The sequence below is a fragment of the Lentzea flava genome, from assembly GCF_014648475.1.
GTDB classification, from domain to species: Bacteria; Actinomycetota; Actinomycetes; order Mycobacteriales; family Pseudonocardiaceae; genus Lentzea; species Lentzea flava.
Map to the genome: position 1 here is coordinate 102,626 of NZ_BMRE01000009.1, position 23,620 is coordinate 126,245.

The 23,620-nt window shown below is 69.9% G+C and carries 23 protein-coding genes; 12 read left to right on the top strand and 11 right to left on the bottom strand.

What is annotated here, in order from left to right; genetic code table 11:
- Window positions 1-20: 20 nt before the first annotated feature.
- The 7 genes from rpe to IEZ09_RS13890 are packed head-to-tail and all read left to right on the top strand — an operon-like array spanning window position 21 to window position 5,165.
- A complete protein-coding gene (rpe, locus tag IEZ09_RS13860; protein WP_189254068.1) occupies window positions 21-671 on the top strand; it encodes a ribulose-phosphate 3-epimerase in 651 nt (216 codons plus the stop codon).
- Window positions 672-685: 14 nt separating this feature from the next.
- Window positions 686-1,669, top strand: a complete 984-nt coding sequence (ribD, locus tag IEZ09_RS13865) for a bifunctional diaminohydroxyphosphoribosylaminopyrimidine deaminase/5-amino-6-(5-phosphoribosylamino)uracil reductase RibD (protein WP_189254175.1) — start codon at window positions 686-688, stop codon at window positions 1,667-1,669.
- An 8-nt stretch (window positions 1,670-1,677) separates the two neighbouring features.
- Complete coding sequence (locus tag IEZ09_RS13870) at window positions 1,678-2,298, top strand: riboflavin synthase (RefSeq protein WP_189254069.1); 621 nt, start codon at window positions 1,678-1,680, stop codon at window positions 2,296-2,298.
- The gene (locus IEZ09_RS13875) at window positions 2,295-3,557 is read left to right on the top strand and encodes a bifunctional 3,4-dihydroxy-2-butanone-4-phosphate synthase/GTP cyclohydrolase II (protein ID WP_189254070.1); all 1,263 of its coding nucleotides are present in this window, start codon (window positions 2,295-2,297) and stop codon (window positions 3,555-3,557) included. Before IEZ09_RS13870 ends, IEZ09_RS13875 begins: the two co-directional genes overlap by 4 nt.
- Window positions 3,554-4,051 carry a 6,7-dimethyl-8-ribityllumazine synthase gene (ribH, locus tag IEZ09_RS13880; RefSeq protein WP_189254071.1) on the top strand — a complete coding sequence of 166 codons (498 nt, stop codon included), beginning with the start codon at window positions 3,554-3,556 and terminating at the stop codon, window positions 4,049-4,051. The genes IEZ09_RS13875 and ribH overlap by 4 nt, the downstream gene beginning before the upstream one ends.
- Entirely contained in the window at window positions 4,048-4,479 is a 432-nt protein-coding gene (locus IEZ09_RS13885; RefSeq protein ID WP_189254072.1) for a PH domain-containing protein, read from the top strand. The genes ribH and IEZ09_RS13885 overlap by 4 nt, the downstream gene beginning before the upstream one ends.
- Before the next feature lie 38 nt (window positions 4,480-4,517).
- Window positions 4,518-5,165 carry a dihydrofolate reductase family protein gene (locus IEZ09_RS13890; protein ID WP_189254073.1) on the top strand — a complete coding sequence of 216 codons (648 nt, stop codon included), beginning with the start codon at window positions 4,518-4,520 and terminating at the stop codon, window positions 5,163-5,165.
- A 1-nt stretch (window position 5,166) separates the two neighbouring features.
- Here the strand turns inward: IEZ09_RS13890 and IEZ09_RS13895 are convergent, their stop codons facing one another.
- Both IEZ09_RS13895 and IEZ09_RS13900 read right to left on the bottom strand, forming a co-directional pair.
- Window positions 5,167-5,568, bottom strand: coding sequence for a VOC family protein (locus IEZ09_RS13895; protein ID WP_189254074.1), 402 nt, complete (start codon window positions 5,566-5,568; stop codon window positions 5,167-5,169).
- 29 nt (window positions 5,569-5,597) lie between these two features.
- On the bottom strand, window positions 5,598-6,788 hold the full coding sequence (locus IEZ09_RS13900) for an FAD-dependent oxidoreductase (protein WP_189254075.1): 1,191 nt from the start codon (window positions 6,786-6,788) through the stop codon (window positions 5,598-5,600).
- Window positions 6,789-6,870: 82 nt separating this feature from the next.
- Here IEZ09_RS13900 and IEZ09_RS13905 point away from each other — a divergent pair, with 82 nt between their 5' ends.
- Entirely contained in the window at window positions 6,871-9,405 is a 2,535-nt protein-coding gene (locus IEZ09_RS13905; protein ID WP_189254076.1) for an ATP-binding protein, read from the top strand.
- On the opposite strand, the gene IEZ09_RS13910 is transcribed toward IEZ09_RS13905, so the two are convergent.
- The 3 genes from IEZ09_RS13910 to IEZ09_RS13920 form a co-directional block, all read right to left on the bottom strand.
- Window positions 9,402-9,827, bottom strand: a complete 426-nt coding sequence (locus IEZ09_RS13910) for a DUF1761 domain-containing protein (RefSeq protein ID WP_189254077.1) — start codon at window positions 9,825-9,827, stop codon at window positions 9,402-9,404. The two genes, IEZ09_RS13905 and IEZ09_RS13910, sit on opposite strands and share 4 nt — an antisense overlap.
- A 100-nt stretch (window positions 9,828-9,927) precedes the next feature.
- Complete coding sequence (locus IEZ09_RS13915; protein ID WP_229812539.1) at window positions 9,928-11,382, bottom strand: S8 family peptidase; 1,455 nt, start codon at window positions 11,380-11,382, stop codon at window positions 9,928-9,930.
- 169 nt (window positions 11,383-11,551) lie between these two features.
- On the bottom strand, window positions 11,552-11,761 hold the full coding sequence (locus IEZ09_RS13920; protein WP_189254079.1) for a hypothetical protein: 210 nt from the start codon (window positions 11,759-11,761) through the stop codon (window positions 11,552-11,554).
- Between the two features lie 124 nt (window positions 11,762-11,885).
- Between IEZ09_RS13920 and IEZ09_RS13925 the strand changes: the two genes are divergently transcribed.
- On the top strand, window positions 11,886-12,452 hold the full coding sequence (locus tag IEZ09_RS13925) for a Uma2 family endonuclease (protein WP_229812540.1): 567 nt from the start codon (window positions 11,886-11,888) through the stop codon (window positions 12,450-12,452).
- Between the two features lie 60 nt (window positions 12,453-12,512).
- On the opposite strand, the gene acnA is transcribed toward IEZ09_RS13925, so the two are convergent.
- From acnA to IEZ09_RS13950, 5 genes are all read right to left on the bottom strand, one after another.
- Window positions 12,513-15,326: an aconitate hydratase AcnA gene (gene acnA, locus IEZ09_RS13930; RefSeq protein WP_189254081.1), complete on the bottom strand. Its 2,814-nt coding sequence runs from the start codon at window positions 15,324-15,326 to the stop codon at window positions 12,513-12,515.
- A gap of 237 nt (window positions 15,327-15,563) precedes the next feature.
- Window positions 15,564-15,983: a hypothetical protein gene (locus tag IEZ09_RS13935; RefSeq protein ID WP_229812541.1), complete on the bottom strand. Its 420-nt coding sequence runs from the start codon at window positions 15,981-15,983 to the stop codon at window positions 15,564-15,566.
- A gap of 22 nt (window positions 15,984-16,005) precedes the next feature.
- Window positions 16,006-16,377 carry a roadblock/LC7 domain-containing protein gene (locus tag IEZ09_RS13940; protein ID WP_189254083.1) on the bottom strand — a complete coding sequence of 124 codons (372 nt, stop codon included), beginning with the start codon at window positions 16,375-16,377 and terminating at the stop codon, window positions 16,006-16,008.
- A complete protein-coding gene (locus IEZ09_RS13945) occupies window positions 16,374-17,246 on the bottom strand; it encodes a MarR family transcriptional regulator (protein ID WP_189254084.1) in 873 nt (290 codons plus the stop codon). Before IEZ09_RS13945 ends, IEZ09_RS13940 begins: the two co-directional genes overlap by 4 nt.
- Window positions 17,247-17,396: 150 nt before the next feature.
- Window positions 17,397-17,813 (bottom strand): hypothetical protein, encoded by a 417-nt coding sequence (locus tag IEZ09_RS13950; RefSeq protein WP_189254085.1) that lies wholly within the window; start codon window positions 17,811-17,813, stop codon window positions 17,397-17,399.
- Here IEZ09_RS13950 and IEZ09_RS13955 point away from each other — a divergent pair.
- From IEZ09_RS13955 to IEZ09_RS13965, 3 genes are read left to right on the top strand one after another with little or no spacing between them, the layout of a single operon-like run.
- On the top strand, window positions 17,812-18,543 hold the full coding sequence (locus tag IEZ09_RS13955; protein WP_189254086.1) for an ATP-binding cassette domain-containing protein: 732 nt from the start codon (window positions 17,812-17,814) through the stop codon (window positions 18,541-18,543). The two genes, IEZ09_RS13950 and IEZ09_RS13955, sit on opposite strands and share 2 nt — an antisense overlap.
- Window positions 18,540-19,172 carry a hypothetical protein gene (locus IEZ09_RS13960; protein ID WP_189254087.1) on the top strand — a complete coding sequence of 211 codons (633 nt, stop codon included), beginning with the start codon at window positions 18,540-18,542 and terminating at the stop codon, window positions 19,170-19,172. The genes IEZ09_RS13955 and IEZ09_RS13960 overlap by 4 nt, the downstream gene beginning before the upstream one ends.
- Window positions 19,172-22,339: an ATP-binding protein gene (locus tag IEZ09_RS13965; RefSeq protein ID WP_189254088.1), complete on the top strand. Its 3,168-nt coding sequence runs from the start codon at window positions 19,172-19,174 to the stop codon at window positions 22,337-22,339. Before IEZ09_RS13960 ends, IEZ09_RS13965 begins: the two co-directional genes overlap by 1 nt.
- Here the strand turns inward: IEZ09_RS13965 and IEZ09_RS13970 are convergent.
- Window positions 22,259-23,563, bottom strand: a complete 1,305-nt coding sequence (locus IEZ09_RS13970; RefSeq protein ID WP_189254089.1) for an FAD-dependent monooxygenase — start codon at window positions 23,561-23,563, stop codon at window positions 22,259-22,261. The genes IEZ09_RS13965 and IEZ09_RS13970 overlap by 81 nt on opposite strands.
- Between the last annotated feature and the right edge of the window lie 57 nt (window positions 23,564-23,620).

The following is a 23,620-nucleotide window of genomic DNA, read 5'->3' on the forward strand; positions in this document are numbered from 1 at the left end:
CCCTTGTGGTCCACACGCCGATGATCGCCCCCAGCATCCTGTCCGCCGACTTCGCGAGGCTCGCCGACGAGCTCGCCGCGGTGCCCACGTCGGACTGGATCCACGTCGACGTCATGGACAACCACTTCGTGCCGAACCTGACGCTCGGCCTGCCGGTGGTGAAGTCGCTGCTGAAGGTGACCGACATCCCGATCGACTGCCACCTGATGATCGAGGACCCGGACCGCTGGGCCATCGGGTACGCCGAGGCGGGCGCGTACAACGTCACGGTGCACGTCGAGGCGGCGAACGACCCGGTGAAGCTCGCCAAGGACCTCAGGGCCGCGGGCGCGAAGGCCGGGCTCAGCATCAAGCCGGGCACGCCGCTGGAGCCGTACGTCGACGTGCTCAAGCACTACGACACGCTGCTGGTCATGTCGGTCGAGCCTGGCTTCGGCGGGCAGAAGTTCATGGCCGACGTGCTCGAGAAGGTCAGGACGGCACGCCACCTCGTCGACACCGGCCACCTCAAGCTGCTCGTGGAGATCGACGGCGGCATCAACGCCGACACCATCGAACAGGCCGCGCAGGCCGGGGTGGACTGCTTCGTCGCCGGGTCCGCCGTGTACGACGCCGCCGATCCCGGCAAGGCGGTCGAGGCACTGCGCGCCCAGGCAGCCGGCGCGAGGTGACGCCCGAGGACGCGATGGTGCTCGCCATCGCGGAGAGCGAACGGGTCCGGGGCACCACCAGCCCCAACCCGCCGGTCGGCTGCGTCATCCTGGACGCGCACGGTCACCCGGCCGGCTTCGGCGGTACGCAGCCGGTCGGTGGCGCGCACGCCGAGGTGATGGCGCTCAAGGAAGCCGGCACCAAGGCCCAGGGCGGCACCGCGGTGGTCACCCTTGAGCCGTGTTCGCACTACGGCCGTACGCCGCCGTGTGCCGAGGCGCTCATCGAAGCGGGCATCAAGCACGTCATCCACGCCGTCAGCGACCCCGACCCCAGGGGCGCGGGCGGGGCGCGACTACTCGAACAAGCCGGCGTCACGGTCGAGAGCGGCCTTCTGGCGGACGAGGTCAGCAAGGGGCCGCTGCGCGCATGGCTGCACTTCGTCAAAACCGGTCGTCCGCACGTCACGTGGAAGTACGCGTCCTCGCTCGACGGCCGGATCGCGGCGAAGGACGGCACCAGCCAGTGGATCAGTTCGGAGACCTCCCGCCGGGAGGTCCACGCCATGCGCGCGAAGCTGGACGCGATCATCGTGGGCACGAACACGGTCAGGAAGGACGACCCGGCGCTGACGGCCAGGGACGACGACGGAATTCCGCTGCCCCACCAGCCGTTGCCCGTGGTCGTGGGCATGAGCGACCTTCCGGACGGGGCCAAGCTCCGGCACACCGCGCTGCACGTGCGCACGCACGACCCGGACGAGGTGCTGACCTCGCTCGCCGCTCGCGGTGTCGTGGACGTGCTGCTCGAAGGCGGAGCAACTGTGGCCGGTGCGTTCCTGCGCGCTGGGAGAATCGACCGCGTGCTCGCCTACCTCGCGCCCGCACTCCTCGGGGACGGCCCCGCTGTGGTGCTGGACGCGGGCGTGTCAACCATCACTGACGCTGTCCGGTTGACCGTGGAAGACGTCACCATGAGCGGACCGGACTTGCGGATCAGCGCGGTTCCGCAAACTTAGGAGGAGCGGTGTTCACCGGGATCGTCGAGGAACTCGGCCACGTGGTCGCGACGGAGGATCTGCCCGACGCGGCACGGATCCGCATCGCCGGACCGATCGTGACCAGCGACGCCAAGCACGGCGACTCCATCGCGGTGAACGGCGTCTGCCTCACCGTCGTGGAGGTCGAGAACGACACCTTCACCGCCGACGTGATGCGCGAGACGCTCGTGCGCAGCAGCCTCGCGAAGGTCGCCGAGGGCGACCGGGTCAACCTGGAGCGCGCGGCCGCGGTCGGCCAGCGCCTCGGCGGCCACATCGTGCAGGGGCACGTCGACGGCACGGGCACGATTCTCGCGCGGGAGAAGGCGGAGCACTGGGAGATCGTCCACATCGGACTGCCTCCTCACCTCGCCCGCTACGTCGTGGAGAAGGGCTCGATCACGGTCGACGGCGTCTCGCTGACGGTCGTGACCGTCTCCGAGGACCAGTTCACCGTGAGCCTCATCCCCACGACGCTCGAACTCACCACGCTCGGGCACCGCCTGCCCGGCGACCTGGTGAACCTGGAGGTCGACGTGCTGGCGAAGTACGTCGAACGACTGGCCGTCCCGCACCTGCGGGCCATCGCGGGCGAGGAGGCCCAGTGAGCACGGATTTCGCCGAGATCGAGCGGGCGATCAGGGACATCGCCGCCGGTCGTCCGGTGGTCGTCGTGGACGACGAGGACCGCGAGAACGAGGGTGACCTGATCTTCGCCGCCGAGAAGGCGACGCCGGAGCTGCTCGCCTTCATGGTCCGCTACACGTCCGGCTACATCTGCGTGCCGCTGACCGAGTCCGACTGCGAGCGCCTCGACCTGCCGCCGATGTTCCACACGAACCAGGACGTGCGCGGCACCGCCTACACCGTCACGGTCGACGCGCGCGAGGGCGTCAGCACCGGCATCTCGGCGGCGGACCGCGCCCGCACGATCCGGCTGCTCGCCGACCCGACCTCGAAGGCCACCGACTTCAACCGTCCCGGCCACGTCGTGCCGTTGCGCGCCAAGGACGGCGGCGTGCTGCGCCGTCCCGGTCACACCGAGGCCGCCGTCGACCTCGCGCGCCTGGCCGGGCTGTCTCCCGCCGGCGTGCTCTGCGAGATCGTGTCGCAGAAGGACGAGGGCGACATGGCCCGCCGCGAGGAGCTCGAGGTCTTCGCCGCCGACCACGACCTCGCGCTGATCACGATCGCCGACCTGATCGCCTACCGCCGCCGGGTGGAGACGCAGGTCGAACGCGTCGCGGAGGCCCGCATTCCGACCGCGCACGGCGTGTTCACCGCCGTCGGGTTCGACAGCCTGCTCGACGGCATCGAGCACGTCGCGCTGGTGTACGGCGAGATCGGCGACGGCGAGGACGTGCTGGTGCGCGTGCACTCCGAGTGCCTCACCGGTGACGTGTTCGGCTCGTTGCGCTGCGACTGCGGCCCACAGCTCGACGCGGCGCTGGAAGCCGTTGCGGCACAAGGACGTGGTGTCGTGCTGTACATGCGCGGTCACGAGGGCCGCGGCATCGGCCTGATGCACAAGCTGCAGGCCTACCAGTTGCAGGACCAGGGCGCGGACACCGTCGACGCGAACCTCGCGCTGGGTGTTCCCGCCGACGCCCGCGACTACGGCACGGGCGCGCAGATCCTCGTGGACCTCGGCATCAAGTCCATGCGGCTGCTCACGAACAACCCGGCCAAGCGCGTCGGTCTGGAGGCCGGATACGGTCTGCGTGTGCTCGACCGGGTGCCGCTGCCGATCTCCCCGAACCCGGAGAACCTGCGTTACCTGCGCACCAAGCGCGACCGGATGGGCCACGAGCTGCACCAGCTGGAGCAGTACGAGGCCGTTGTTTCCGCTACGGAGGACCAGGAATGAGTGGCGAGGGCCGTCCAGAGCAGACCCGGCTCGACGGCAAGGGCCTGAGCGTCGCGATCGCGGCGACGCGCTGGCACACCAAGATCACCGACCAGCTCGTCGAGCGCGCCCTGAAGGCCGCCGCGGACGCGGGGTGCGTCGACACGACCGTCGTGCGCGTGGCGGGCGCGATCGAGCTTCCCGTCGTGGTGCAGGAACTCGCGCGCCACCACGACGCCGTCGTCGCGCTGGGCGTGGTGATCCGCGGTGGCACCCCGCACTTCGAGTACGTGTGCGACTCGGTGACCGACGGCCTCACGCGGGTCGCGCTGGACGAGTCGACGCCGGTCGGCAACGGCGTGCTGACGTGCGACACCGAGGAGCAGGCCCTGGCGCGTGCCGGTCTGCCGGACTCGGTGGAGGACAAGGGGTACGAGGCGACCGTGGCCGCGATCGACACGGCGCTGGTGCTGCGCGGGCTGCGTCAGCCGTGGACCGAGAGGGGCTTCGAGTGACGACCGTCGTCTTCCGCCCCAAGAAGATCCGCCGCGTCGCGTGGGCGTGCGCGATCGGTCTGGTCGCCGTCTTCACGGTGGTCGGGGTGCTGCTCGGCAACACGCCGACCGGCGTGATCTTCCAGGTCTCCGACCAGGTCGCGATGGTCGTGCTGGGCTTCCTGCTGGCGGGCGGCGTGCTGCTGCTGACGCGGCCCCGCGTTACCGCCGACGCCTCGGGTGTCGACGTGCGCAACGTCGTGACGTCTCACCACTTCGAGTGGAAGGACGTGCTCTCGGTGAGCTTCCCGGACGGTGCCGCGTGGGCTCGTCTGGAGCTGCCGGACGACGAGTACATCTCGGTGATGGCCGTGCAGGCCGTGGACCGCGAGTACGCCGTGTCGTCCGTGCGCGCGCTGCGTGAGCTGCACAAGGCTGCGCAGAACTGAAGCGATGAGTTTGGCCGGCTGAGGAGGTCTGCACCCGCATGACTCAACTGCTGCGAGTGCAGAACTTCATGGTGTCGAGTGACGGGATCGCCGCCGGCGAGAACCAGAGCTTCGACAACCCCTTCGGTCTCGACATCGCGCCCGAGAAGTTGTTCGCGTGGGCCGGCGCCACGGCGAGCTGGCCCAACCGCACCGATCCCGGCGGCAGCCGCGGTCTCGACGACTACTTCACGCGGGACTTCACGAACAACATCGGCGCCGAGATCATGGGCCGCAACAAGTTCGGGCCTCAGCGCGGGCCGTGGACCGACCACGAGTGGCAGGGCTGGTGGGGTGACGAGCCGCCGTTCCACACGCCGGTGTTCGTGCTGACCCACCACGTGCGACCGTCGTTCACGCTGGGCGAGACCACGTTCCACTTCGTCGACGCCGACCCGGCCGAGGTGCTCGAGCAGGCGCGGGAAGCGGCGCGGGGCAAGGACGTGCGGCTCGGCGGCGGGGTCACGACGATCCGGGAGTTCCTCGACGCGGACCTCGTCGACACGCTGCACGTGGCGGTGTCGCCGGTGAAGGTGGGCTCCGGGCTGCGGCTGTGGGAGTCACCGGAGGAGCTGCTCGACCGGTTCCACCTCGACGTCGTGCCCAGCCCGAGCGGTGTGACGCACCACCTGTTCTGGAGGAAGTAGCTCAGGGGTGGTCTGCCCGGTAGAACATCTCGAACTGGATGCCGTCCGGGTCCTTGAACGTCAGCACCGACCCGTACTCGCGCTGCACCACCGGGGTGAACGTGACGCCGTGCTCCTCGAAGTGCCGTTGCCACTCGTCGAGCTCGGCCGGGTCGTCGACCTTGAATCCCATGTGGTCGAAGCCGGTGCGAGCCGGGTCGAACGTCTCGCCCCGGTTCGCGTCGTGCTGCTGGAACTCGATGATCGTCGCGGTGGCGGGGTGGATGAGCAGGATCGCTCGCCACCCGTCGCCCTGCGTCCGGTCGAGGTCCTTCAGGCCGAAGATCTCACGCCACCACGCGGCGCTGCGGTCCGCGTCCCTGGCGGAGAACGAGATGTGAGAGACCTTCGAGAACGTCGGCATGGCCCGCTCCTTCGCTCCTGAGAGGACCATTATCCGGCCAGACGCGATCTGAGCAGCGCACGCACGACGACCTTCGGGTTGAGCAGGACCGACGGCGCGGCGGCTCGCATTCCGAACATGGCCAGCCTGCGGGCGATCCACGGGTCGGTGACGCCGGCCGCACGGATGACGCGCCGCAGTGCGGCGGGCGGCCGGGCGAGCGCGTCCTGCCGCCCGAGGTCGTCGTACCGGTCGATGAACCTGTGGGCCCGCCGATACTGCCGCAACGCCGGACGAAGATCGCCTCCGTCGCGCAGCGGTCCCGTGGTGGCCTCGGCGAGCCACGCCGCGCTGCGGAAGGCCCAGCCGCATCCCACGGCCGGCACCGGATCGGACGCCGTGGCCGCGTCGCCGATGAGAGCGAGCCACGGCCGTGGCGTGGGATCGCGCCGCACGCACGGGTAGTCGGTGGTGCCGATCAGGTTCGACACCTGCCGTGCCCCGGACAGCGACGGGCCGCCGGGCAGGCGCGCGACGAACCTGTCGAACGCGGCGGCCCGGTCCTCGGTGAACTCGGCCAGACGGTGTTTGGCCGGGAAGACGCCGACCAGCGTGAGGCCGTCGCCCGCCTGGATGCAGACGGCCACGTCCGGGTCCAGCTGCCACACCTGGCCGTCACCAGGGCCGTTCATCAGCGCGCCCTCGTAGTAGGTCCAGAACAGGAAGCGCTCGTTCGGGGCGACGTCTTCTCCGACACCGGCGAGGCGGGCGACCGTCGAGTGGTGGCCGTCCGCTCCGACGACGAGACGCGCGTGCAGCCTGGTTCCGGCGTCCGTGACGACTCCGGTCTCGGCGAGACCGGTCACCCGGTGTCCCATGAGGAGGTCCACGCCGGGTGTGGCGGCGGCGATCTCGCGCAGCAACGGGTCGAGCTTGCTGCGGCGCAGGCTGATGGCGGGCGGTACACCGTTGCCGGGCGTGGGCACGATCCACCCGGAGCCGGTCCACACGCCGAGCCCGGTGGTGACGGCCGCGCCGCGGTCGAGCATCGGCTGCCAGAAACCCAGCCGCCGCAACACGTCGTGCGTGCCGCCGAGGATGAAGTGCCCGCACAGCGTCTTGTGCGCCTGAGGGCTGCGATGCCGTTCCAGCAACGCGACGCGCAGACCCGCGCGCCCGTACTCGATCGCCGCCGTGCACCCGGCGATGCTCGCTCCCACGATGATCACGTCGTAATCCATGCCGACGAGGGTGCGACCGCGTGCGGACCTGCGACATCCGTGCTGAGTACCTATTCGTCCGTTGACTACCTACCATCAGCGCGTGGGCGCAACCGCGCTGGTGGAGCGCGACCGCGAACGTGCCGCGCTGGCCTCGTGGTGGGACGAGGCCAGCGCCGGGCGAGGCCGGCTCGTGCTCGTGGGCGGCGACGCGGGAGCGGGCAAGACCGCGCTCGTCGACACGTTCCTCCGCCACTTCTCCGGACGTCTGCTGCACGGCACCTGCGAACCGCTCGCGACCCCGGTGCCACTGGGACCATTGCGCGACATGGCAGGCGACCTGCCGCTCACCGGCGATCCCGCCGAGATCCGCCGGTGGTTCCTCGACGAGCTGCGCGGCACCCCCACCCTGGTGGTGCTGGACGACGCGCAGTGGGCCGACGAGGGCACCCTCGATCTGCTGCGGTTCCTGGGACGGCGCATCGAGCGGTGCCCGGCGATGGTGGTCGTGGTGTACCGGGACGACGAGGTCGGCGTGCGCCACCCCCTGCGCGTGCTGGCCGGTGACCTGTCGACCGTGCCCGTGGTGCGCAGACTGGCCGTGCCACCGCTCTCTCTCGCCGCTGTCACCGCGCTCGCGGAGGGCTCTGGACTCGATGCCGCCGAACTGCACCACCGCACGGGCGGCAACGCGTTCTTCGTGACGGAGGTGCTCGGCGACGGCGGCGCGACCGTGCCAGCCACGGTCCGGGACGCGGTGCTGGCCAGGGCCGCCCGGCTGACCCCTGGCGCGCGTGAGGTGCTCGACGCGCTCGCGTGCCTCGGGCCTCGGGCCGCGCCGTGGGTGGTGGAGGCGGTGTCGGGTCGTCCGTTCGCCGACCTCGACGAGTGCGCGGACCGCGGTCTGGTGGTCGCGCACGGCGGTGTGGTGTCGTTCCGGCACGAACTCGCCCGCGTCGCGGTAGAGGAGGCGATCGCACCCGGTCGTGCCGCGAGGGTGCACCGGCGGGCACTCGACGTGCTGGGAGCCGCTCCGCCCGGTGAGGTGGAGCCGGCCCGGCTCGCCAACCACGCGTTGCTCGCCCAGGACAGGTCCGCGTTGCTCACCCATGCCCGTGCGGCCGCCGAGCAGGCGTCGGCGCTGGGTGCGCACACGGAAGCGGCCGCGCACCTGAGGCGCGCACTGGACGTGTGCGGGGACAGCGTGCTGCGGGCGGAGTTGCTCGAAGGTCTGGGCAGGCAGTGTCACCTCGCCGACGACCTCGGCAACGCGCTGCGGTGGTGGCAGGACGCCGTCGCGGCGCGGACTTCGATCGGCGACCGGCGCGGTCAGGGCACAGCACTGGCCGGACTCGCCATCACGGCGCTGCACCTGGCGCGGGAGGTCCCGCTCGGCGAACGGTCGATCGATCAGGCCGTCGAGGTGCTCACGAGCCTGCCACCAGGACCCGAATTCGCCTTCGCGTGTGCTGTGCGCGCGAAGTTCGCGGCGATGGGGTTCCGCAACGACGAGGCCATCGCGTGGGGAGAGCGCGCGCTCGTGGGGGAAGAGCCGCTCGTGCGCGCGTTGGCCGCCATGTCGATCGGTATCGGCCGTGCGCAGAACGGGGACGTACGAGGCCTGGACCTGATCGGCGAGAGCATCCGGCTGACCCGTGCGGCCGGGGCGTACGACGAGGCGGGGCTCGCGTACTTCTGGGCGCAGCTGATCTGCGTGACCCGCCGCTGGTACCGGCAGGCCGACCACTGGTACGCGGAGGCGATCGCGTACACCGAGGACCACGGCCAGGAGGTCTGGCGCCAGTGGCTGCGCGCGTTCCGGGCTCGGGCCCTGCTCGACCAGGGCCGCTGGGACGACGCCGAGGCGCTGGCCTCCGAGGTGCTGCGGTCAGCGGCCGTGGACGACGGCCGCACCATGATCAGCATGGTGGTGCTCGCCACCGTGCGAGCCCGCCGCGGTGACCCGGACTCGCGGCAGCTGCTCACGCACGTGCGACCGGCCATGGTCACCGCCGAACCCGTCGTCGGCTGGCTGGTCGGCGCGACCAGGGCACTGGCCGAAACCGCCTGGTACGCGGGCGATCTCGGCGAGGTGCGGGCGATCGTCACCCCGGCGCTCGCGACAGCGGCGCGGGAGCCGTGGCATCTGGGCGCGCTCGCCCACCTGCTGTCGCGTACGGGTAGCACGGTGGTGCCCGACGAAGCGGCTGAGCCGTATCGGTTGCACCTCACCGGTTTCCACGAGGAGGCAGCGCTGCGGTGGCGGCAGGTCGGATGCCCGTACGAGGCCGCACTCGCGTTGACGGACAGCGGCGACGAACGTCTCCTGCGCGAGGCCCTGGCCGAGTTCGACCGCCTGGGAGCCCGGCCGATGCGCGACGCGACCGCCAGACGCCTGCGCAGGCACGGCGTCCGCGACATCCCGAGGAGATCCACCACCACCGGCGCGGACGGCCTCACCGCGCGGGAGCGGGAAGTGCTCACCCTGCTCGCCGACGGGCGGCGCAACACCGAGATCGCGGAGGAACTGTTCCTGTCCTGCCGGACCGTCGAGCACCACGTCGCTTCGGTGCTGCGCAAACTCCGCGTGCCGGACCGGGCGGAAGCCGCCAGGTACGCGCGGCGCAACGGGGTTTAGCGCCAGAGGCCGAGAATCGCTCCCGCGAGCACCAGCCCCACGACGTGATAGCCCGCGCCGATGGCCATGAAGGTCGTCGGCGCGGGCTTCGTCATGTCGAACATCCCGGTCACGAACATCACCGGTAAGGCGACGCCGATGCCGACCACGAGGCCGAGCAGGATGCCTTCCATGATGTTGTCGGTGCCGGACGCCGCACCGATCATCGCGGTCGCCAGCGTGGCGAGGAAGCACGTCGCCAGCGGCACCACGTAGATGCCAGGACCCGCGTTCTCCGGCGGGTTGAGGTCCCAGCCGACGGACCGCTGCCAGGCCCGGCCGAAGGCGAACTCCGCGTACCACAGCGCACCCAGCGCGAAGTAGGCGATCGTGGCCACGATGACGGCGAACCAGTTCAAGTCGCCGAGCACGCTCAAGCTCATGTCGTCTCCCGCGGAGTGTCAGGGTGACTTGGCATCGCGGGGTGAGCGTGCACCGTTACCACCGCAAAGGGAGGGGCCTGGGCGGCCCCTCCCGCGGTTGTCAGCTCACGGCCTTGAGGGCGTCGATCTCACCCGAGCCGTAGAAGCTGTTGTGCGCCGTTCCGCCCTGGCACGTCTGCGGTTCCCCGCTGTTCTGCGGGAAGGCCGCGTAGATCGACGTGTCGGGGCACGGCAGCGGGTTGGTCGCCTGCTGGAGCTTGGCGGCCGCGCCCGCGGCGCCGTACTTGCTGATCAGCAGACCGGCGACACCGGCCACGTGCGGCCCTGCCATCGAGGTGCCCTGCAGGTAGCAGTACTTCGCACCGTTCTCGAGCACCTGCCGCGCGCACGGCCGGTAACTCGGGTAGGTGGACAGCACGCGGCCGTTCGGGGCGGCCGGAGTCACCTGCAGGATCGAGTCGCCGCCCGGTGCGGCCACGTCGGCGGTGGAGATGCCGTAGCTCGAGTAGAACGACTTGAGCCGCTTGTTGCCCGTCGCGGTCACGCCGACGACACCGGGGACCTCGACCGGGACGACCGAGCACGCGTTGGTGATCTCCCGCTCCTGCTCGCTGCCGGGCGGGAAGTCGGGGCTGATCACGTCGACGCGCGGGTGCGACAGGTCGGTGCTCTCGTTGCCCTCGGACGCCACGACGACCACGCCCTTGGACTGCGCGTACCGGATGGCCCGGCGTTCGGCCTTCCAGATCGCGCGCTGGTCGGCGTCGTTGCGGCAGTTGAACAGCCACGGGTCGGCGAAGTAGCTGTTGTTGGTGACGTGGATGCCGTGCGTGGCGGTCCACATGTAGGCGCAGACGACCATCTCGGGGAAGAAGAAGCCGTCGTCGTTGCTCGTCTTCACACCGGCGAGGCGCACGTTCGGCGCCACACCGACGGTGCCGGTGCCGTTCGCGGCCGCGGCGATGGTGCCGGCGGTGTGGGTGCCGTGACCGTTCTGGTCGTTGCCGGGCAGCAACGGCGTCGGCGTGCCGCTCGAGCAGTCCGCACTGCGCGACGCGTCGTAGTTCGGCGCGAGGTCGGGGTGCGTGAAGTCGAGGCCGGTGTCCAGGGTGGCCACGACGACCTGCTTGCTGCCGGGCGTGACCTGGTGCGCCTGCGGCACGTTGATCTGCTGCATGTCCCACTGCAGACCGGACAGCGAGTCGCCCCACGCGGCGGCCGCGGCGACGTCCGTGCCCTCGTCGCTCTGGTCGGGTGCCACGCGGACGCCGAGGCCGCTGGTGGCCGCGACGCCTTCGACGTTGCCGTTCTGCTTCACCGCGCCCGCGAAACCACTGCTGGACGAACGGGCGATCACGACACCGATCTGGCTGTAGTTCGCGACAACGGTGCCGCCGGCGCTCGCGATGGTGTTCGCGGCGTTCGACGACGAGGCGCCCTCGCGGTAGAGGACGACGTAGGTGGACTCCGTCGCGGCACCGGCGTGGATCGCCGGGGCGACGCACAGAGCCGCCCCGAGACCGGCGGCGGCCAGCAGTGCTCGTGGACGATTCAACAAATGTCTCACCGCTTCCCGTAGTAAGGGTGTTCGCAGGGACATCTGTGCTGGTCAGAAGTTTGTTACATCACATGCGATGAGCATTCGCGCGATTACTGAAAGGATAATTCTGTGAATGTGAAAAGGCTGTCCACGGAGAGTGGGTGGCCTTTCTTAATCGAACTGACTAGCTGCGGACCATCTTGCGCAGGACGTACTGCATGATGCCGCCGTTGCCGTCGGTCTTCGTGGCGACCACGTGGACTGTCGACGGCGTGGTGCCGTTGTCCAGTTGCGTGATGCCGGCCTGCGCGTAGACCACCGACGCGTCGTAGATGGTGGTCTGCGGGGCGTCGGGCTCGAGGAGGTTGCGGGTGAAGCCGCCCGTAGGTCCCACTCGAACGTGTTTGACGTAGTCAGATAGCGTTAACGTGGTCGGATGCGCGCCGACAGTGCAGCGGTCTGCGGCGAGGAGTCGGGGAGGCTGGAAGGACATGACTGCCAATCTCCAGTGGCCGTACGTGCCGCCGGACGGCTGGACAGCGGCCGACCTGGATCACATCGGCCCTGATGGACCCAACGGCGAATTGGATGCGCTGAAGCGCATCGAGTTGATCGACGGAGAACTCATCATCATGAGTCCGCCGACCGAGTTTCACATGCTCGTCGTCGACGGTCTGCGCAGCGAGTTGCGTCGCCAATGCCCCGATCACCTGACAGCGGTTCGTGAGATGGACGTTCTCCTCGGCCCGAAGCAGCGGCCCTGTCCGGACATCTCAGTTGTGACCAAGACGGCGACGTCCGACATGGATCGCACCTACTACGAGCGCGATGACGTACTGCTGGTCGTCGAGGTCGTGTCGAAGTCTTCGGAAATCCGCGATCGGGAGACGAAGCCGAGGCGATACGCGCAGGGCGGTATCCAGCACTACTGGCGGGTGGAGAACATCAGCGGGCAGCCGGTCGTGTACGTCTACGAGTTGGATCCGGCCACATCGACCTACGTGGTGACGGCCATCTTCCACGACCGGCTGAAGACCGCGGTGCCGTTCGCTGTGGACATCGCGTTGGACGAGTTGGTCCGCTGAGAAAGACAGAAGGGCCGCTCACCGATCACGGTGAGCGGCCCCTTGTCGTGTTGGTGCTGACTAGCTGCGGACCATCTTGCGCAGCACGTACTGCATGATGCCGCCGTTGCGGTAGTAGTCCGCCTCACCGGGCGTGTCGATGCGGACGACCGCGTCGAACTCGACCTTGGTTCCGTCGGTCTTCGTGGCGACCACGTGGACCGTCGACGGCGTGGTGCCGTTGTTCAGCTCCGTGATGCCGGTGAAGCCGAACGTCTCGGTGCCGTCGAGGCCCAGGGACGCGGCGTTCTCGCCCTGCGGGAACTGCAGCGGGAGGACGCCCATGCCGATGAGGTTCGAGCGGTGGATGCGCTCGAACGACTCGGCGATGACGGCGCGGACGCCGAGCAGCGAGGTGCCCTTGGCCGCCCAGTCGCGCGACGAGCCAGAGCCGTACTCCTTGCCGGCCAGGACGACCAGCGGGACACCGGCGGCAGCGTAGGCCACCGACGCGTCGTAGATGGTGGTCTGCGGGGCGTCGGGCTCGAGGAAGTTGCGGGTGAAGCCGCCCTGGACGTCGTCGAGGAGCAGGTTGCGCAGGCGGATGTTCGCGAACGTGCCGCGGATCATCACCTCGTGGTTGCCGCGGCGGGAGCCGTAGGAGTTGAAGTCCTTGCGCTCCACGCCGTGCTCGGTCAGGTACTTGCCGGCGGGCGAGTCGGCCTTGATCGAACCGGCGGGGGAGATGTGGTCGGTGGTGACCGAGTCACCGAGCAGCGCGAGGACGCGGGCACCCGAGATCTCGGTGACCGGCTTCGGCTCCATCTCCATGCCCTCGAAGTACGGGGGCTTGCGCACGTAGGTGGACTGCGGGTCCCACTCGAACGTGTTGCCGGTCGGCGTGGGCAGCGACTGCCAGCGCTGGTCGCCCGCGAAGACGTCCGTGTAGCCCTTGGTGAAGCCCTCCGGCGAGATCGAGGTCGAGATGACCTCGGCGATCTCCTGCGGCGACGGCCAGATCTCGCTCAGGTAGACCGGCTTGCCGTCGGAGTCGTGGCCGAGCGGCTCGGTGGTGATGTCCTTGTCCATCGAACCGGCCAGCGCGTACGCCACGACGAGCGGCGGCGACGCGAGGTAGTTCATCTTGATGTCCGGGTTGATCCGGCCCTCGAAGTTGCGGTTGCCGGACAGCACCGAGACGACCGCGAGGTCGCCGGACTGGACGCCCGCCGAGATCTCCTCCTGCAGCGGGCCCGAGTTGCCGATGCAGGTGGTGCAGCCGTAGCCGACCAGGTGGAAGCCGAGCTTCTCCAGGTACGGCATGAGGCCCGCGCGCTCGTAGTAGTCCATGACGACCTTCGAGCCCGGCGCCAGGGTCGTCTTGACCCACGGCTTGCGCTCGAGGCCGCGCTCAACCGCCTTCTTCGCGAGCAGGGCCGCGCCCAGCATCACGGACGGGTTCGAGGTGTTGGTGCAGGACGTGATCGCGGCGATCGCGACGGCGCCGTGGTCCAGCTCGAACTCGTTGCCGTCGACGGTGACCTTGACCGGGTTGGAGGGACGACCTTCTGAGCCCTCGGCGGCGGTCTGGATGCGCGGCGTGCCGGAGCCGTTGTCGCCCTCGTGGATGGCGACCGGGTCGGAGGCGGGGAACGTCTCGTCGACGGCTTCGTCCACACCGGACAGCTCGGGGGAGTCGACGTGCGCGACGTAGTCCTTGAGCGACGCGCGGAAGGAGGCCTTCGCGTTGGTCAGCTCGATGCGGTCCTGCGGGCGCTTCGGGCCGGCGATGGACGGCACGACCGTCGCCAGGTCCAGCTCCAGGGTCTCGGAGTACACGGCCTCGCGGGACGGGTCGTGCCAGAGGCCCTGTTCCTTGGCGTAGGCCTCGACGAGCGCGATCTGCTCCTCGGAACGGCCGGTCAGGCGCAGGTAGTCGATGGTCTCGCCGTCGATCGGGAAGATGCCGACCGTGGAGCCGAACTCCGGCGACATGTTGCCGATCGTGGCGCGGTTCGCGAGCGGCACTGCGCCGACGCCCTCGCCGTAGAACTCGACGAACTTGCCGACGACGCCCTGCTTGCGCAGCATCTCGGTGATCGTGAGCACGAGGTCGGTGGCGGTGGCGCCCGCGGGCAGCTCACCGGAGAGCTTGAAGCCCACGACGCGCGGGATCAGCATGGAGACCGGCTGGCCGAGCATCGCGGCCTCGGCCTCGATGCCGCCGACGCCCCAGCCCAGCACGCCGATGCCGTTGACCATCGTGGTGTGGGAGTCGGTGCCGACCAGGGTGTCCGGGTACGCCTGACCGTTGCGGACCATGACGACGCGGGCCAGGTGCTCGATGTTGACCTGGTGCACGATGCCGGTGCCGGGCGGGACGACCTTGAACTCGTCGAACGCGGTCTGGCCCCAGCGCAGGAACTGGTAGCGCTCCTTGTTGCGTTCGTACTCCAGGTCGACGTTCAGCTCGAACGCGTCCGGGCGGCCGAAGATGTCGGCGATCACCGAGTGGTCGATCACGAGCTCGGCGGGCGCGAGCGGGTTCACCTTGGCCGGGTCGCCGCCCAGCTGGGTGACGGCCTCACGCATGGTCGCGAGGTCGACGACGCAGGGCACGCCGGTGAAGTCCTGCATCACGACGCGGGCCGGCGTGAACTGGATCTCGGTGTTGGGCTCGGCGGCCGGGTCCCAGTTGGCGAGCGCGCGCACGTGGTCGGCGGTGATGTTCGCGCCGTCCTCGGTCCGCAGCAGGTTCTCCAGCAGGATCTTCAGGCTGAACGGGAGACGCTCGGCGCCCTCCACGGCGCTCAGCCGGAACACCTCGTACGAGGCGTCGCCGACGTTGAGCGTGCCGCGGGCGCCGAAGCTGTCCTTGCTCGCTGGTGCAGTCACGTGCCAACTCCATCTGGTGACAGCGCAGTGGTCAGTTCGGGGTACGGGGAGAGTCTTCCTCAACCGGTCGACCACTGCCCCTCGACCCCAAACAGTACGCGTGTCCTGTTAGCCCGTTCAACCCAGGTTGCCCTAAGTCACCGCGGTGCTCGCCCGGCGAGCTCCGGGCGACATGCTCAGGGGTAGCCCGGCCGGGGCCGGAGGAGTCGCCGGGCTACCCGCGGAAGGGCGGCGCGGCTACGCGCCGCCGTGTTCCTTGACGACCCGGCGGGCCGAGGCGAAGAGCATGCCGATGTTGACCGACTTCGGGCACACGACGACGGCGACGACGTCCTCGTGGTGGTTGTTGCGGATGAACAGGTGCGTGAGGTTGCTGCTGTTGACCAGGATCTCCTGGAAGTAGTGCTCGGAGCTCGCGATGCCGCGCCGCTCCTTGAAGACGTCTTCGATCATGGTCACCGTGCGGCCCTGGAAGAGGTCCAGCGTGGCCCCGGCGAGCAGGTCGAGCACCTCCGACGGGTGGCTCTCGGTCGTCTCGAACGAGAGCAGCATGCCGGTGGCCATGTCGACGACGCCGGCGGCGAGACAGCCGGGCACCTCCTGCCGCAGATATCGGACCATCGCGGCCATCTGGTCGGACATGGCTCTGTTGCTCATCTTCGTCATTTCACGTTTCTTTTCAGGCGGCGGTGAGAACGGAGTTGATGCGTTCGATCGCGGGTTGTGACTCCTGGTGGAGCCGGGTCACGTTGAGTCCTTCGTCGCCGAGCACGACCATCAACGCGAGGGTGCCGACCGCGTACACGGCCATGCAGCCGTTGCTGCTGTACACGACGGTTTGCCGGAATGCTCCCTGACCGGCGACCTCGCTGGTTCGCCTGGCGATTCCGAGATCGGCGGCGGCCAGTGCGGAGATGACCTCGGCCTCGAGGCTCTCGGACATGTCTGCCATAATCAGAATGCCGTCGTTGGCGGCGATCAGCGTGTCGGTGATTCCGGTGACTCGTTCGCGCAGACCGTGCAGCTCGGCGGCCAGCACGTCGTGATTCACGGCTTCTTCCTCTCTGTCTGTTTGAACAGCTTGGGTAACAGTTGGCGCCTCAACGACCGGGGCAGCGGGACGTCGTCGCCGTCGTCGCCGGAAACGGGCTCCGGCGGCGGGTTCGGAGGAGGGGGAGGCGGTGTGGGCCGGGGCATCTGCCTGGGCCGCAACGGCACCGCGAGCTGCGGGCCCGCCGCGGTGACCGTCGTGCCCGGCACGATCGTCAGCAGGCCGTCGGCCACCATGCGGCAGGCCTCGATCGTCACCGGGTAGACGCTGCGGCCGGACGCGAAGGCGATGTCGCGCGTGGTGCGTCTGCCGGTGGCGTGCGCGAGGATCTCCCCGCGCACCGGGCCGAGATCGCGCAGGTGAGAGCCGGGTGCCGGCGCCAGGCGGTCGCGGTGCGGGGAGAGCGGGTGCTTCAGCGCGAGCAGCGAGCTGATCCGGCGCGAGGTCTCCTGGAGCAACCGGATCGGGTCGATCGCGGTGCTCATCGCGACGGGGACGTCGAGCGTCTGCGGGGTGAACGTGCAGTCCTCGATGTCGCCCGCGACGATGGTGAACGCCGCGTCCTGCGTGGCCATCATCGCGACCACGTGCAGTTCGGTTTCGCCGATGTTGCCGCGGGTGCCGGTCGTGAGCGCGGCGGTCCACTCGGATTCGCTGATTCGTCCGGTGCGCAACAACAACGCGTCCGGTCCCGGTGAACCCGCGCTCTCCACGCAGATGATTCCGCCATCGCGCAGATGAATTCGTCCACCGGGATTTCCCAGGACGTGCAACGTTCCCGTGGCGCTTGCCGAATCGCGCCCGGTGAGCGCACCCGCGAGCAGGTCGAAGGAGAATTGCGTGCCGGTTTTCAGGGATGTCACCCGCATTCGTATCACCGAGTCGCACGGGTTCGTTCACCGTGCTTCGGGAACTCATCTTTGTTGCTGGGGTGACGGTTTGTCGCCACTGTTCACTCGATCGTGTGAAAAGTGAGGCGACTATATTTATTGGGGATGTATGTGGTGCAACTCAGAGTTTCATCCGGCGAACATGAGAATGATTCCGAAGGCGCCCAGCATCAGCAGTTTCGCGATTTCGAGCACGATGTAGGCGAGATGTGTGCGTGCCCGAGGGGGTGTCCCTCCATCGATGATGACCTGGGCCCTGGCCTCCAGCCGGGGACGCAGCAGGACGACCTGAACGACCAGCGTCACGGCGAGTGCGACCAGCAGCACGGTGGCCGCGAGCGGGCGCGGGGCGAGCGCGAACGTGAGGGCCGTGGCCGTGGCGAGAACGATCTCCGAGGCGTTCAGCGCGCGGAACACGAGCCGGCCGATGCCGAGCCCCAGCGGGAGCGTGATGCCGGGCGCGCGGAACTTCAGCGGTGCCTCGATGGAGATCGCCAGCACCATGCCGAACCAGATGCACGCCAAAGCGAGCGGAAGAGGTGTCATGGATGGTTATCTTGACGGGGTGCTCCTCGATCAGGTCTCCAAGCGGTACGGGCGCGGGCCCTGGGTGCTGCGCGACCTCACGCTGGAAGTCTCCGGGCCGGTCGTCCTGACCGGGGCCAACGGCACCGGCAAGTCGACGTTGCTCAAGATCGCCGCCGGAGTGCTGAAGCCGACCTCAGGGCGAGTCGTCCGGCCCGCCTCCGTCGGCTACGTGCCCGAGCGGTTTCCTTCGGACGTCAAGATGTCCGCTTCGTCGTACCTCGCGCACATGGGCCGGGTCCGGCGTGCTGCGGCGAACGACGTGTTGGAGCGGCTGGGGTTCGTCGGGTCGCTGACGGCGCCGATGTCGGAGCTGTCGAAGGGCAACGCGCAGAAAGTCGCGCTGGCACAGGCGTTTCTGGCGTCCGACGTGCTGGTGCTCGACGAGCCGTGGACGGGTCTCGACCCGGCGGCGTCGGCCGAGCTGGTGTCACTGCTGGAGGACCGCACGGCGCTGGTGTCCGACCACGAGGGGCATTTCGTCTCGGCGACGCGGGTGGATCTCGCCGGTGGGCACGTGACGATCGAGCTCAGCCGCGTGGTGGGGCTGGATGCCTTGGAGGCGTTGGAAGGCGTGCGGTCCGTGCTGGCTCGCGGGTCGTCGGCACGGGTCGTGGTGGCGCCGGACCGCAGCGACCAGGTGCTGGCCGAGGCGTTGCGGCTCGGATGTTCGGTGCGGAGCGTGCGGTGATCTCCCTGGTGCGGTATCTCGCGGCGGACGTCTTACGCGGGCAGCGGTATCTGGCGCCCGTGATCGTGTTCCTCGGCGTGATGGGGATGTTGTTCTCCAGCGACGCCGGGCGGCCGCTGGAGGCCTACTCGGGTTCTTCCGCGCTGCTGTACCCGATCGCGGCCTGGATGGCCGTCGTCGTGGCGACGTCGGAAGACGCGGTGCGGCGTGAGATCACCGTCGTGTCGGCCGGTGGGTGGTCGCGGGTGCTGACCGCGGCCGCTGTCGTCGCGGTGGCGATCGCGGTGGCCATGGCTCTGGTCGGGGCGGTGTGGCCGGTGGTGACGAACCCCCACCCGTACACGGCCCGCGAATTCTTTGTCGGACTCGGCGCGCATACTGTGTGTGCGTTGCTCGGCGTTGGTGTGGGATTGATGTTCGCGCGCCCGGTGTTCGACTCCATCGGGCGGACGGTGCTGGCCGTGTTCTCGGTCGTGGTGCTGACGTATCCGCTGGGGCGGGCGACTCCGCTCGGGTGGGTGCTGGACGCGTTGGGGCACAACCGGTTCTCGCTGTCCGTGCTGTGGGCCGGAGTCGTCGGGGTCGCGCTGGTGGCCGGTGCGGTCGTCGTGGGCGTGCGGCGAGCCTGATGCGCGTCAACGTTCTCGGCCCGCTGCAGGTCCTCGTGGACGGCGCTTCCGTCGAGGTGCGCGGGAAGCGGTTGCGGTGGTTGCTGATCCGCCTGGCGATGGAGCCGGGTCGGGTGGTCGCCGCCGACCGGCTGATCGCGGACCTGTGGCCGGACGAGCCGCCCGCCGACGGCGCCGCCGCGTTGCAGTCGCTGGTGTCGCGGTTGCGGCGCACGGTGGGCGCCGGCGCGGTGTCCTCGCACGCGTCGGGGTATCGGCTGGAGGCGTCGACCGACGTCGAGGAGTTCTGCCGCACCCGCGACGCGGCGTTGTGGCGCGGGGCGGCGTTCGAGGAGGCGCCGTTCGCGGTCGACGAGGCCGTGCGCTTGGCGTTGTTGCGGAACGACCTGGCGGGATTGGAGGCTCTGGCTGCCGCGCACCCGTTGCGCGAGGACGTGCAGGCGCGCTTGATGCTGGCGCTGCACGCCGCCGGGCGTCGCTCGGACGCGCTGGAGGTCTTCGCGCGCGTCCGGTCCGCGCTGGCCGACGAGCTGGGCGTGGATCCCGGCGAGGCGTTGGCATCCGCGCACGCGACGGTGTTGCGGGAGCGTTCCTCACGCGGGAACCTCCCGGCTGCCGTCGGATCGTTCGTGGGACGTGACTCCGATTTGGCGCGGCTGGCCGAGTTGTTGCGGGACAACCGCTTGGTGACGCTGACCGGGTTCGGCGGGGTGGGCAAGACGCGCCTCGCGCTGACCCACGCGGCCTCGGTCGCCGAGGCGTGGTTCGTCGAACTGGACTCCGCCGCCGATCCGCTGGCCGCGCTGGACGCCGCGCTGGGCCCGAATCCTCTGGCCACGCCGGTGTTCTCGCGGCTCGGATCGTCACTGGTGGTGCTGGACAACTGCGAGCACGTCGTGGACGCCGCGGCCGCTCTGTGCGTCCGGATGCTCGCCGAGGCGCCAGACGTGCGAGTGCTGGCGACCTCGCGGGAGCCGCTGGGCATTCCCGGCGAGGTGGTGCATCCGGTGGCGCCGCTGGACACCGACCACGCTGTGAGGTTGTTCTCGGCACGGGTGGGCACCGCACTCGACGCCGACGTGGTGCGCCGGGTGTGCGTTGCGCTGGACGGGATTCCGCTCGCCCTGGAGCTGGCGGCGGCACGGGCGCGCTCGCTGTCGGCCGCGCAACTCGAGGCCCGGGTGGACAGCCGGCTGCGGTTGCTCGACCGCGGGGCGCGCACCGGCCCGGCGCGGCACCGGACGTTGCGGGCGGTGATCGACTGGAGCTGGGAGCTGCTGGACGACGCCGAGCGGCTGCTGCTGGCGCGGCTGGCCGTGTTCGTGGGCGGGGCGACGGCCGCGGCGGTGCACGAGGTGTGCGGGGCGGGCTTGCGTGCGGGTGCGCCCTCGCTGGGAACCCCTGCGTCTCAGCGGGTTCCGGGTGGTGGTGTTGGGGTTGGCGACACCGCGCCGGAGGCGGGCCTGGGCGGGGGGACGGCCTCGCTCGGAACTGCTGCGTCTCAACGTGGTCATCGGGTTCCGGGTGGGCTGGGCGGCGCCGCGGAAGAAGTAGCGGAACCTGGTGTTGGCGGCACCGTGCGCGAGGCGCGGGAGGCAAGCTTGGGCGGGGATGTGCCCTCGCTGGGAACTCCTGCGTCTCAACGTGGGCATCGGGTTCCGGGTGAGCTGCGCGGTGTCGCGGAGGAGCCAGCGGGACGGGGTGCTGCCGTTCGGGCCGGCGACACCGCGCCCGAGGCATGGCAGGCAAGCTTGCGCAGGGGTACCCCCTCGCTGGGAACCCCTGCAGCTCAACCTACTCAGGACCCCCGACAAGATCAGGACCTCTGGGACACCGAGGACCTGCTGGCCGCGCTCGTCGAGAAGTCGCTGGTGGTGCGGACGGGCGAGCGGTACCGGCTGCTGGAGACCGTGCGCGAGTACGCGGCGGAGCAGGGGCAGGCCGATCCCGCGCGGCACGCGGCGTACTACGTGGCGCTGGCCGAGCGGAACGAGCCGTTGTTGCGCGGGCCGCGGCAGCTGGAGGCGTTGAAGGTCTTCGATCTGGAACGGGGCAACCTCGACGCGGCTCTGGCGTGGGCGGTGCGGCACGAGCCGCGGACGGCCCGGCGGATGATGGCCGCGCGCACGTGGCACTGGCTGGTGATGACCAAGCGGTTCGAGGAGATCCGGCGGTGGGCGCCGCTCGTTCCGGACGACCCGCTGTCGCAGGTTCTCGTCTCGCTCGGCACGCCGCAGGCCGTTGAGGCGGCGGAGAGGCTGTGGCTGGAGGACCTGCCGACCGCGCTCTGCGCGTTGATGCTGACCAGCGGGCAGGTGTGGGGCCTCGCCGAGCTCGGGGACCGGCTCACCGCGCTGGCCGACCGGCTGGAGCGGTCGCCGGACGAGTGGATGCGGGCGTTCGCTGCCCTCATCCGCGGAGTGGTGGCGGGCGAGTTCAGCGAAGGGGCGGCGCCGCGGGCGGAGGCCGCGTACCGGGAGGCGCTGGAGCGGTTCCGTGCGGTGGGCGACCGGTGGGCCGTGGTGTTCGGGCTGTCGTGCCTGGTCATGGTGCTGATCAACCGCGGGGCGTTCGCCGAGGGTTTCGAAGCGGTGTCGGAGGCCCGTCAGGTCGCGGAGGAGCTGGGGGAGCCGGAGAGCGTGCTGGTGCCGATGTCGGTGCTGGTGCAGACCGCTCGCCTCAAGATCAGGATCGGGGATCTCGACGGGGCGCGGGAGGAGCTGGCCGGAGTGCCCGCGTCCACGGTCGGCCTCGACCGGGGGCGGGTCGCGCAGGCCTACGGTGAGGTGGCGTACTTCAACGGCGACTTCGAGGACGCGGTCGCGCTCTATCAGCAGGCGTTGCACGCCACGGAAGGCTCGCAGGCCAACCAGTTCCGAGCGACCGTCCACGCCGGACTCGGGCTGGCGCTGACCCGGCTCGGGCAGCTCGGCAGGGCGGGTGAGGAACACCGGAAGGCGCTCGACACCGTCAGCAGGAGCGCGGACGGGCCCGCCCGCGCGACGGTGCTGGAGACGTACGCGGACTGGTTGCTCGCCCAGGGCGACCCCCGGAGTGCGGGGGAGGCCCTGGACGAGGCGGAGCGGCTACGCGGCGGCCCGAGCAGCGACCCGGCGGTGGTGCAGCTGCGTGACCGGGTTCGCGCCGAAGTAGGCGTCGATCGCTGACCTGCCGATGGCGGCGACGTAGCCGTCCGGGCGCACGAGCACCGGGCCGTCGGGGAAGTCGAGCGTCACGAAGTCGGGGCCGCGCAACAGGTCGAAGATCCGGCCCTGCTCGGTGATCCCGTCGGGCATGCGGTCGCCCGGCTGCAGGCCCTCGCCGTCGGACGTGCGGTAGGACAACGACAGCTGCAGCGTCTCGTCGTCGCGCTTCGAGAACATGTCGCCGGACGTCATGATCTTGGTCGTCATGCCCAGCAACCACTCCGCGACGGGCTTGCGCTCGGACTCGTAGGTGTCGAGCAGCGTTTCCATCGCGAGCTTCCAGCCCAGGTTGTAGGCGTCCTGGATGCCGGTGTTCATGCCCTGCGCGCCGGCGGGGGAGTGGACGTGCGCGGCGTCGCCCGCGAGGAACACGCGGCCGACGCGGAACCGGTCGACCATGCGGATGTTGGTGCGGTACAACGACATCCACGTCGCGTCGTGGAGGACCACGTCGTCCAGGCCGGTGCGTTCGCGGACGATCTGCCGGTACAGCTCCACCGAAGGCTCGCCTAATCCCGTGGCCTGGAACTGGAAGAGGTCCGTGCCGGGCAGCGGGCACAGGGCGAGCCACTGGTCGACGCCGCCGGCCCAGCAGTGCCAGTACTCGCGGTCGAGTCCGGAGAGCCGGACGTCACCGACGAGCATCCGCTGGTCCTCCCACGTCTCGCCGACGAACTGCACGCCGAGATGCTTGCGCACGAACGACTTCCCGCCGTCGCAGCCGACGAGGTACTTGGCGCGCACGGTCTCCGCGCCGACGACGGCGGTGACGCCGTCGTCGTCCTGGGAGAACGACGTGAGCGGCGTGCCGTACTCGACGGTCCCCGCGGGCAACGCCTCGCGCAGGATCTGCTCGACGCGGAACTGCGGGATGAGCATGGTGCTCGCGTACGGGCGGTCGGCCGTGGGGTGCCGATCCTCGTGAACGTCCCACTCCCGCACCACCTCGCGGCCGTTGTAGGCGCGCATCCGCATGTGGAAGCGGCCGGACGCGAGGACGGGCTCGATGACGCCCAGGTCGTGGAAGACCTCCATCGACCGCGGCTGCAGACCCTTGCCGCGGGAGCCCGCGAACGGCGCGGGCGAGGCGTCGACGATGCGGAACGGCACTGCGCGGCGGGCGAGGTCGAGAGCGAGGGTGAGGCCGGTCGGGCCGGCGCCGATGATCAGAACCTGAGTGTCCATGGCGGCAACACTCCGCCGGTGAACTGCCACGGCCCTGTCACCGCGCTGTTGCGGATG

What these genes read in the sequence shown, in the direction of transcription:
- IEZ09_RS13935 (WP_229812541.1), bottom strand. Translation starts at nt 15,983, where the DNA reads ATGAGCAACAGAGCCATGTCCGACCAGATGGCCGCGATGGTCCGATAT.
- IEZ09_RS13890 (WP_189254073.1), top strand. Translation starts at nt 4,518, where the DNA reads ATGACTCAACTGCTGCGAGTGCAGAACTTCATGGTGTCGAGTGACGGG.
- IEZ09_RS13900 (WP_189254075.1), bottom strand. Translation starts at nt 6,788, where the DNA reads ATGGATTACGACGTGATCATCGTGGGAGCGAGCATCGCCGGGTGCACG.
- IEZ09_RS13950 (WP_189254085.1), bottom strand. Translation starts at nt 17,813, where the DNA reads ATGACACCTCTTCCGCTCGCTTTGGCGTGCATCTGGTTCGGCATGGTG.
- IEZ09_RS13970 (WP_189254089.1), bottom strand. Translation starts at nt 23,563, where the DNA reads ATGGACACTCAGGTTCTGATCATCGGCGCCGGCCCGACCGGCCTCACC.
- ribD (WP_189254175.1), top strand. Translation starts at nt 686, where the DNA reads ATGGTGCTCGCCATCGCGGAGAGCGAACGGGTCCGGGGCACCACCAGC.
- IEZ09_RS13965 (WP_189254088.1), top strand. Translation starts at nt 19,172, where the DNA reads ATGCGCGTCAACGTTCTCGGCCCGCTGCAGGTCCTCGTGGACGGCGCT.
- IEZ09_RS13955 (WP_189254086.1), top strand. Translation starts at nt 17,812, where the DNA reads ATGGATGGTTATCTTGACGGGGTGCTCCTCGATCAGGTCTCCAAGCGG.
- IEZ09_RS13895 (WP_189254074.1), bottom strand. Translation starts at nt 5,568, where the DNA reads ATGCCGACGTTCTCGAAGGTCTCTCACATCTCGTTCTCCGCCAGGGAC.
- rpe (WP_189254068.1), top strand. Translation starts at nt 21, where the DNA reads ATGATCGCCCCCAGCATCCTGTCCGCCGACTTCGCGAGGCTCGCCGAC.
- ribH (WP_189254071.1), top strand. Translation starts at nt 3,554, where the DNA reads ATGAGTGGCGAGGGCCGTCCAGAGCAGACCCGGCTCGACGGCAAGGGC.
- IEZ09_RS13945 (WP_189254084.1), bottom strand. Translation starts at nt 17,246, where the DNA reads ATGCGGGTGACATCCCTGAAAACCGGCACGCAATTCTCCTTCGACCTG.
- IEZ09_RS13910 (WP_189254077.1), bottom strand. Translation starts at nt 9,827, where the DNA reads ATGAGCTTGAGCGTGCTCGGCGACTTGAACTGGTTCGCCGTCATCGTG.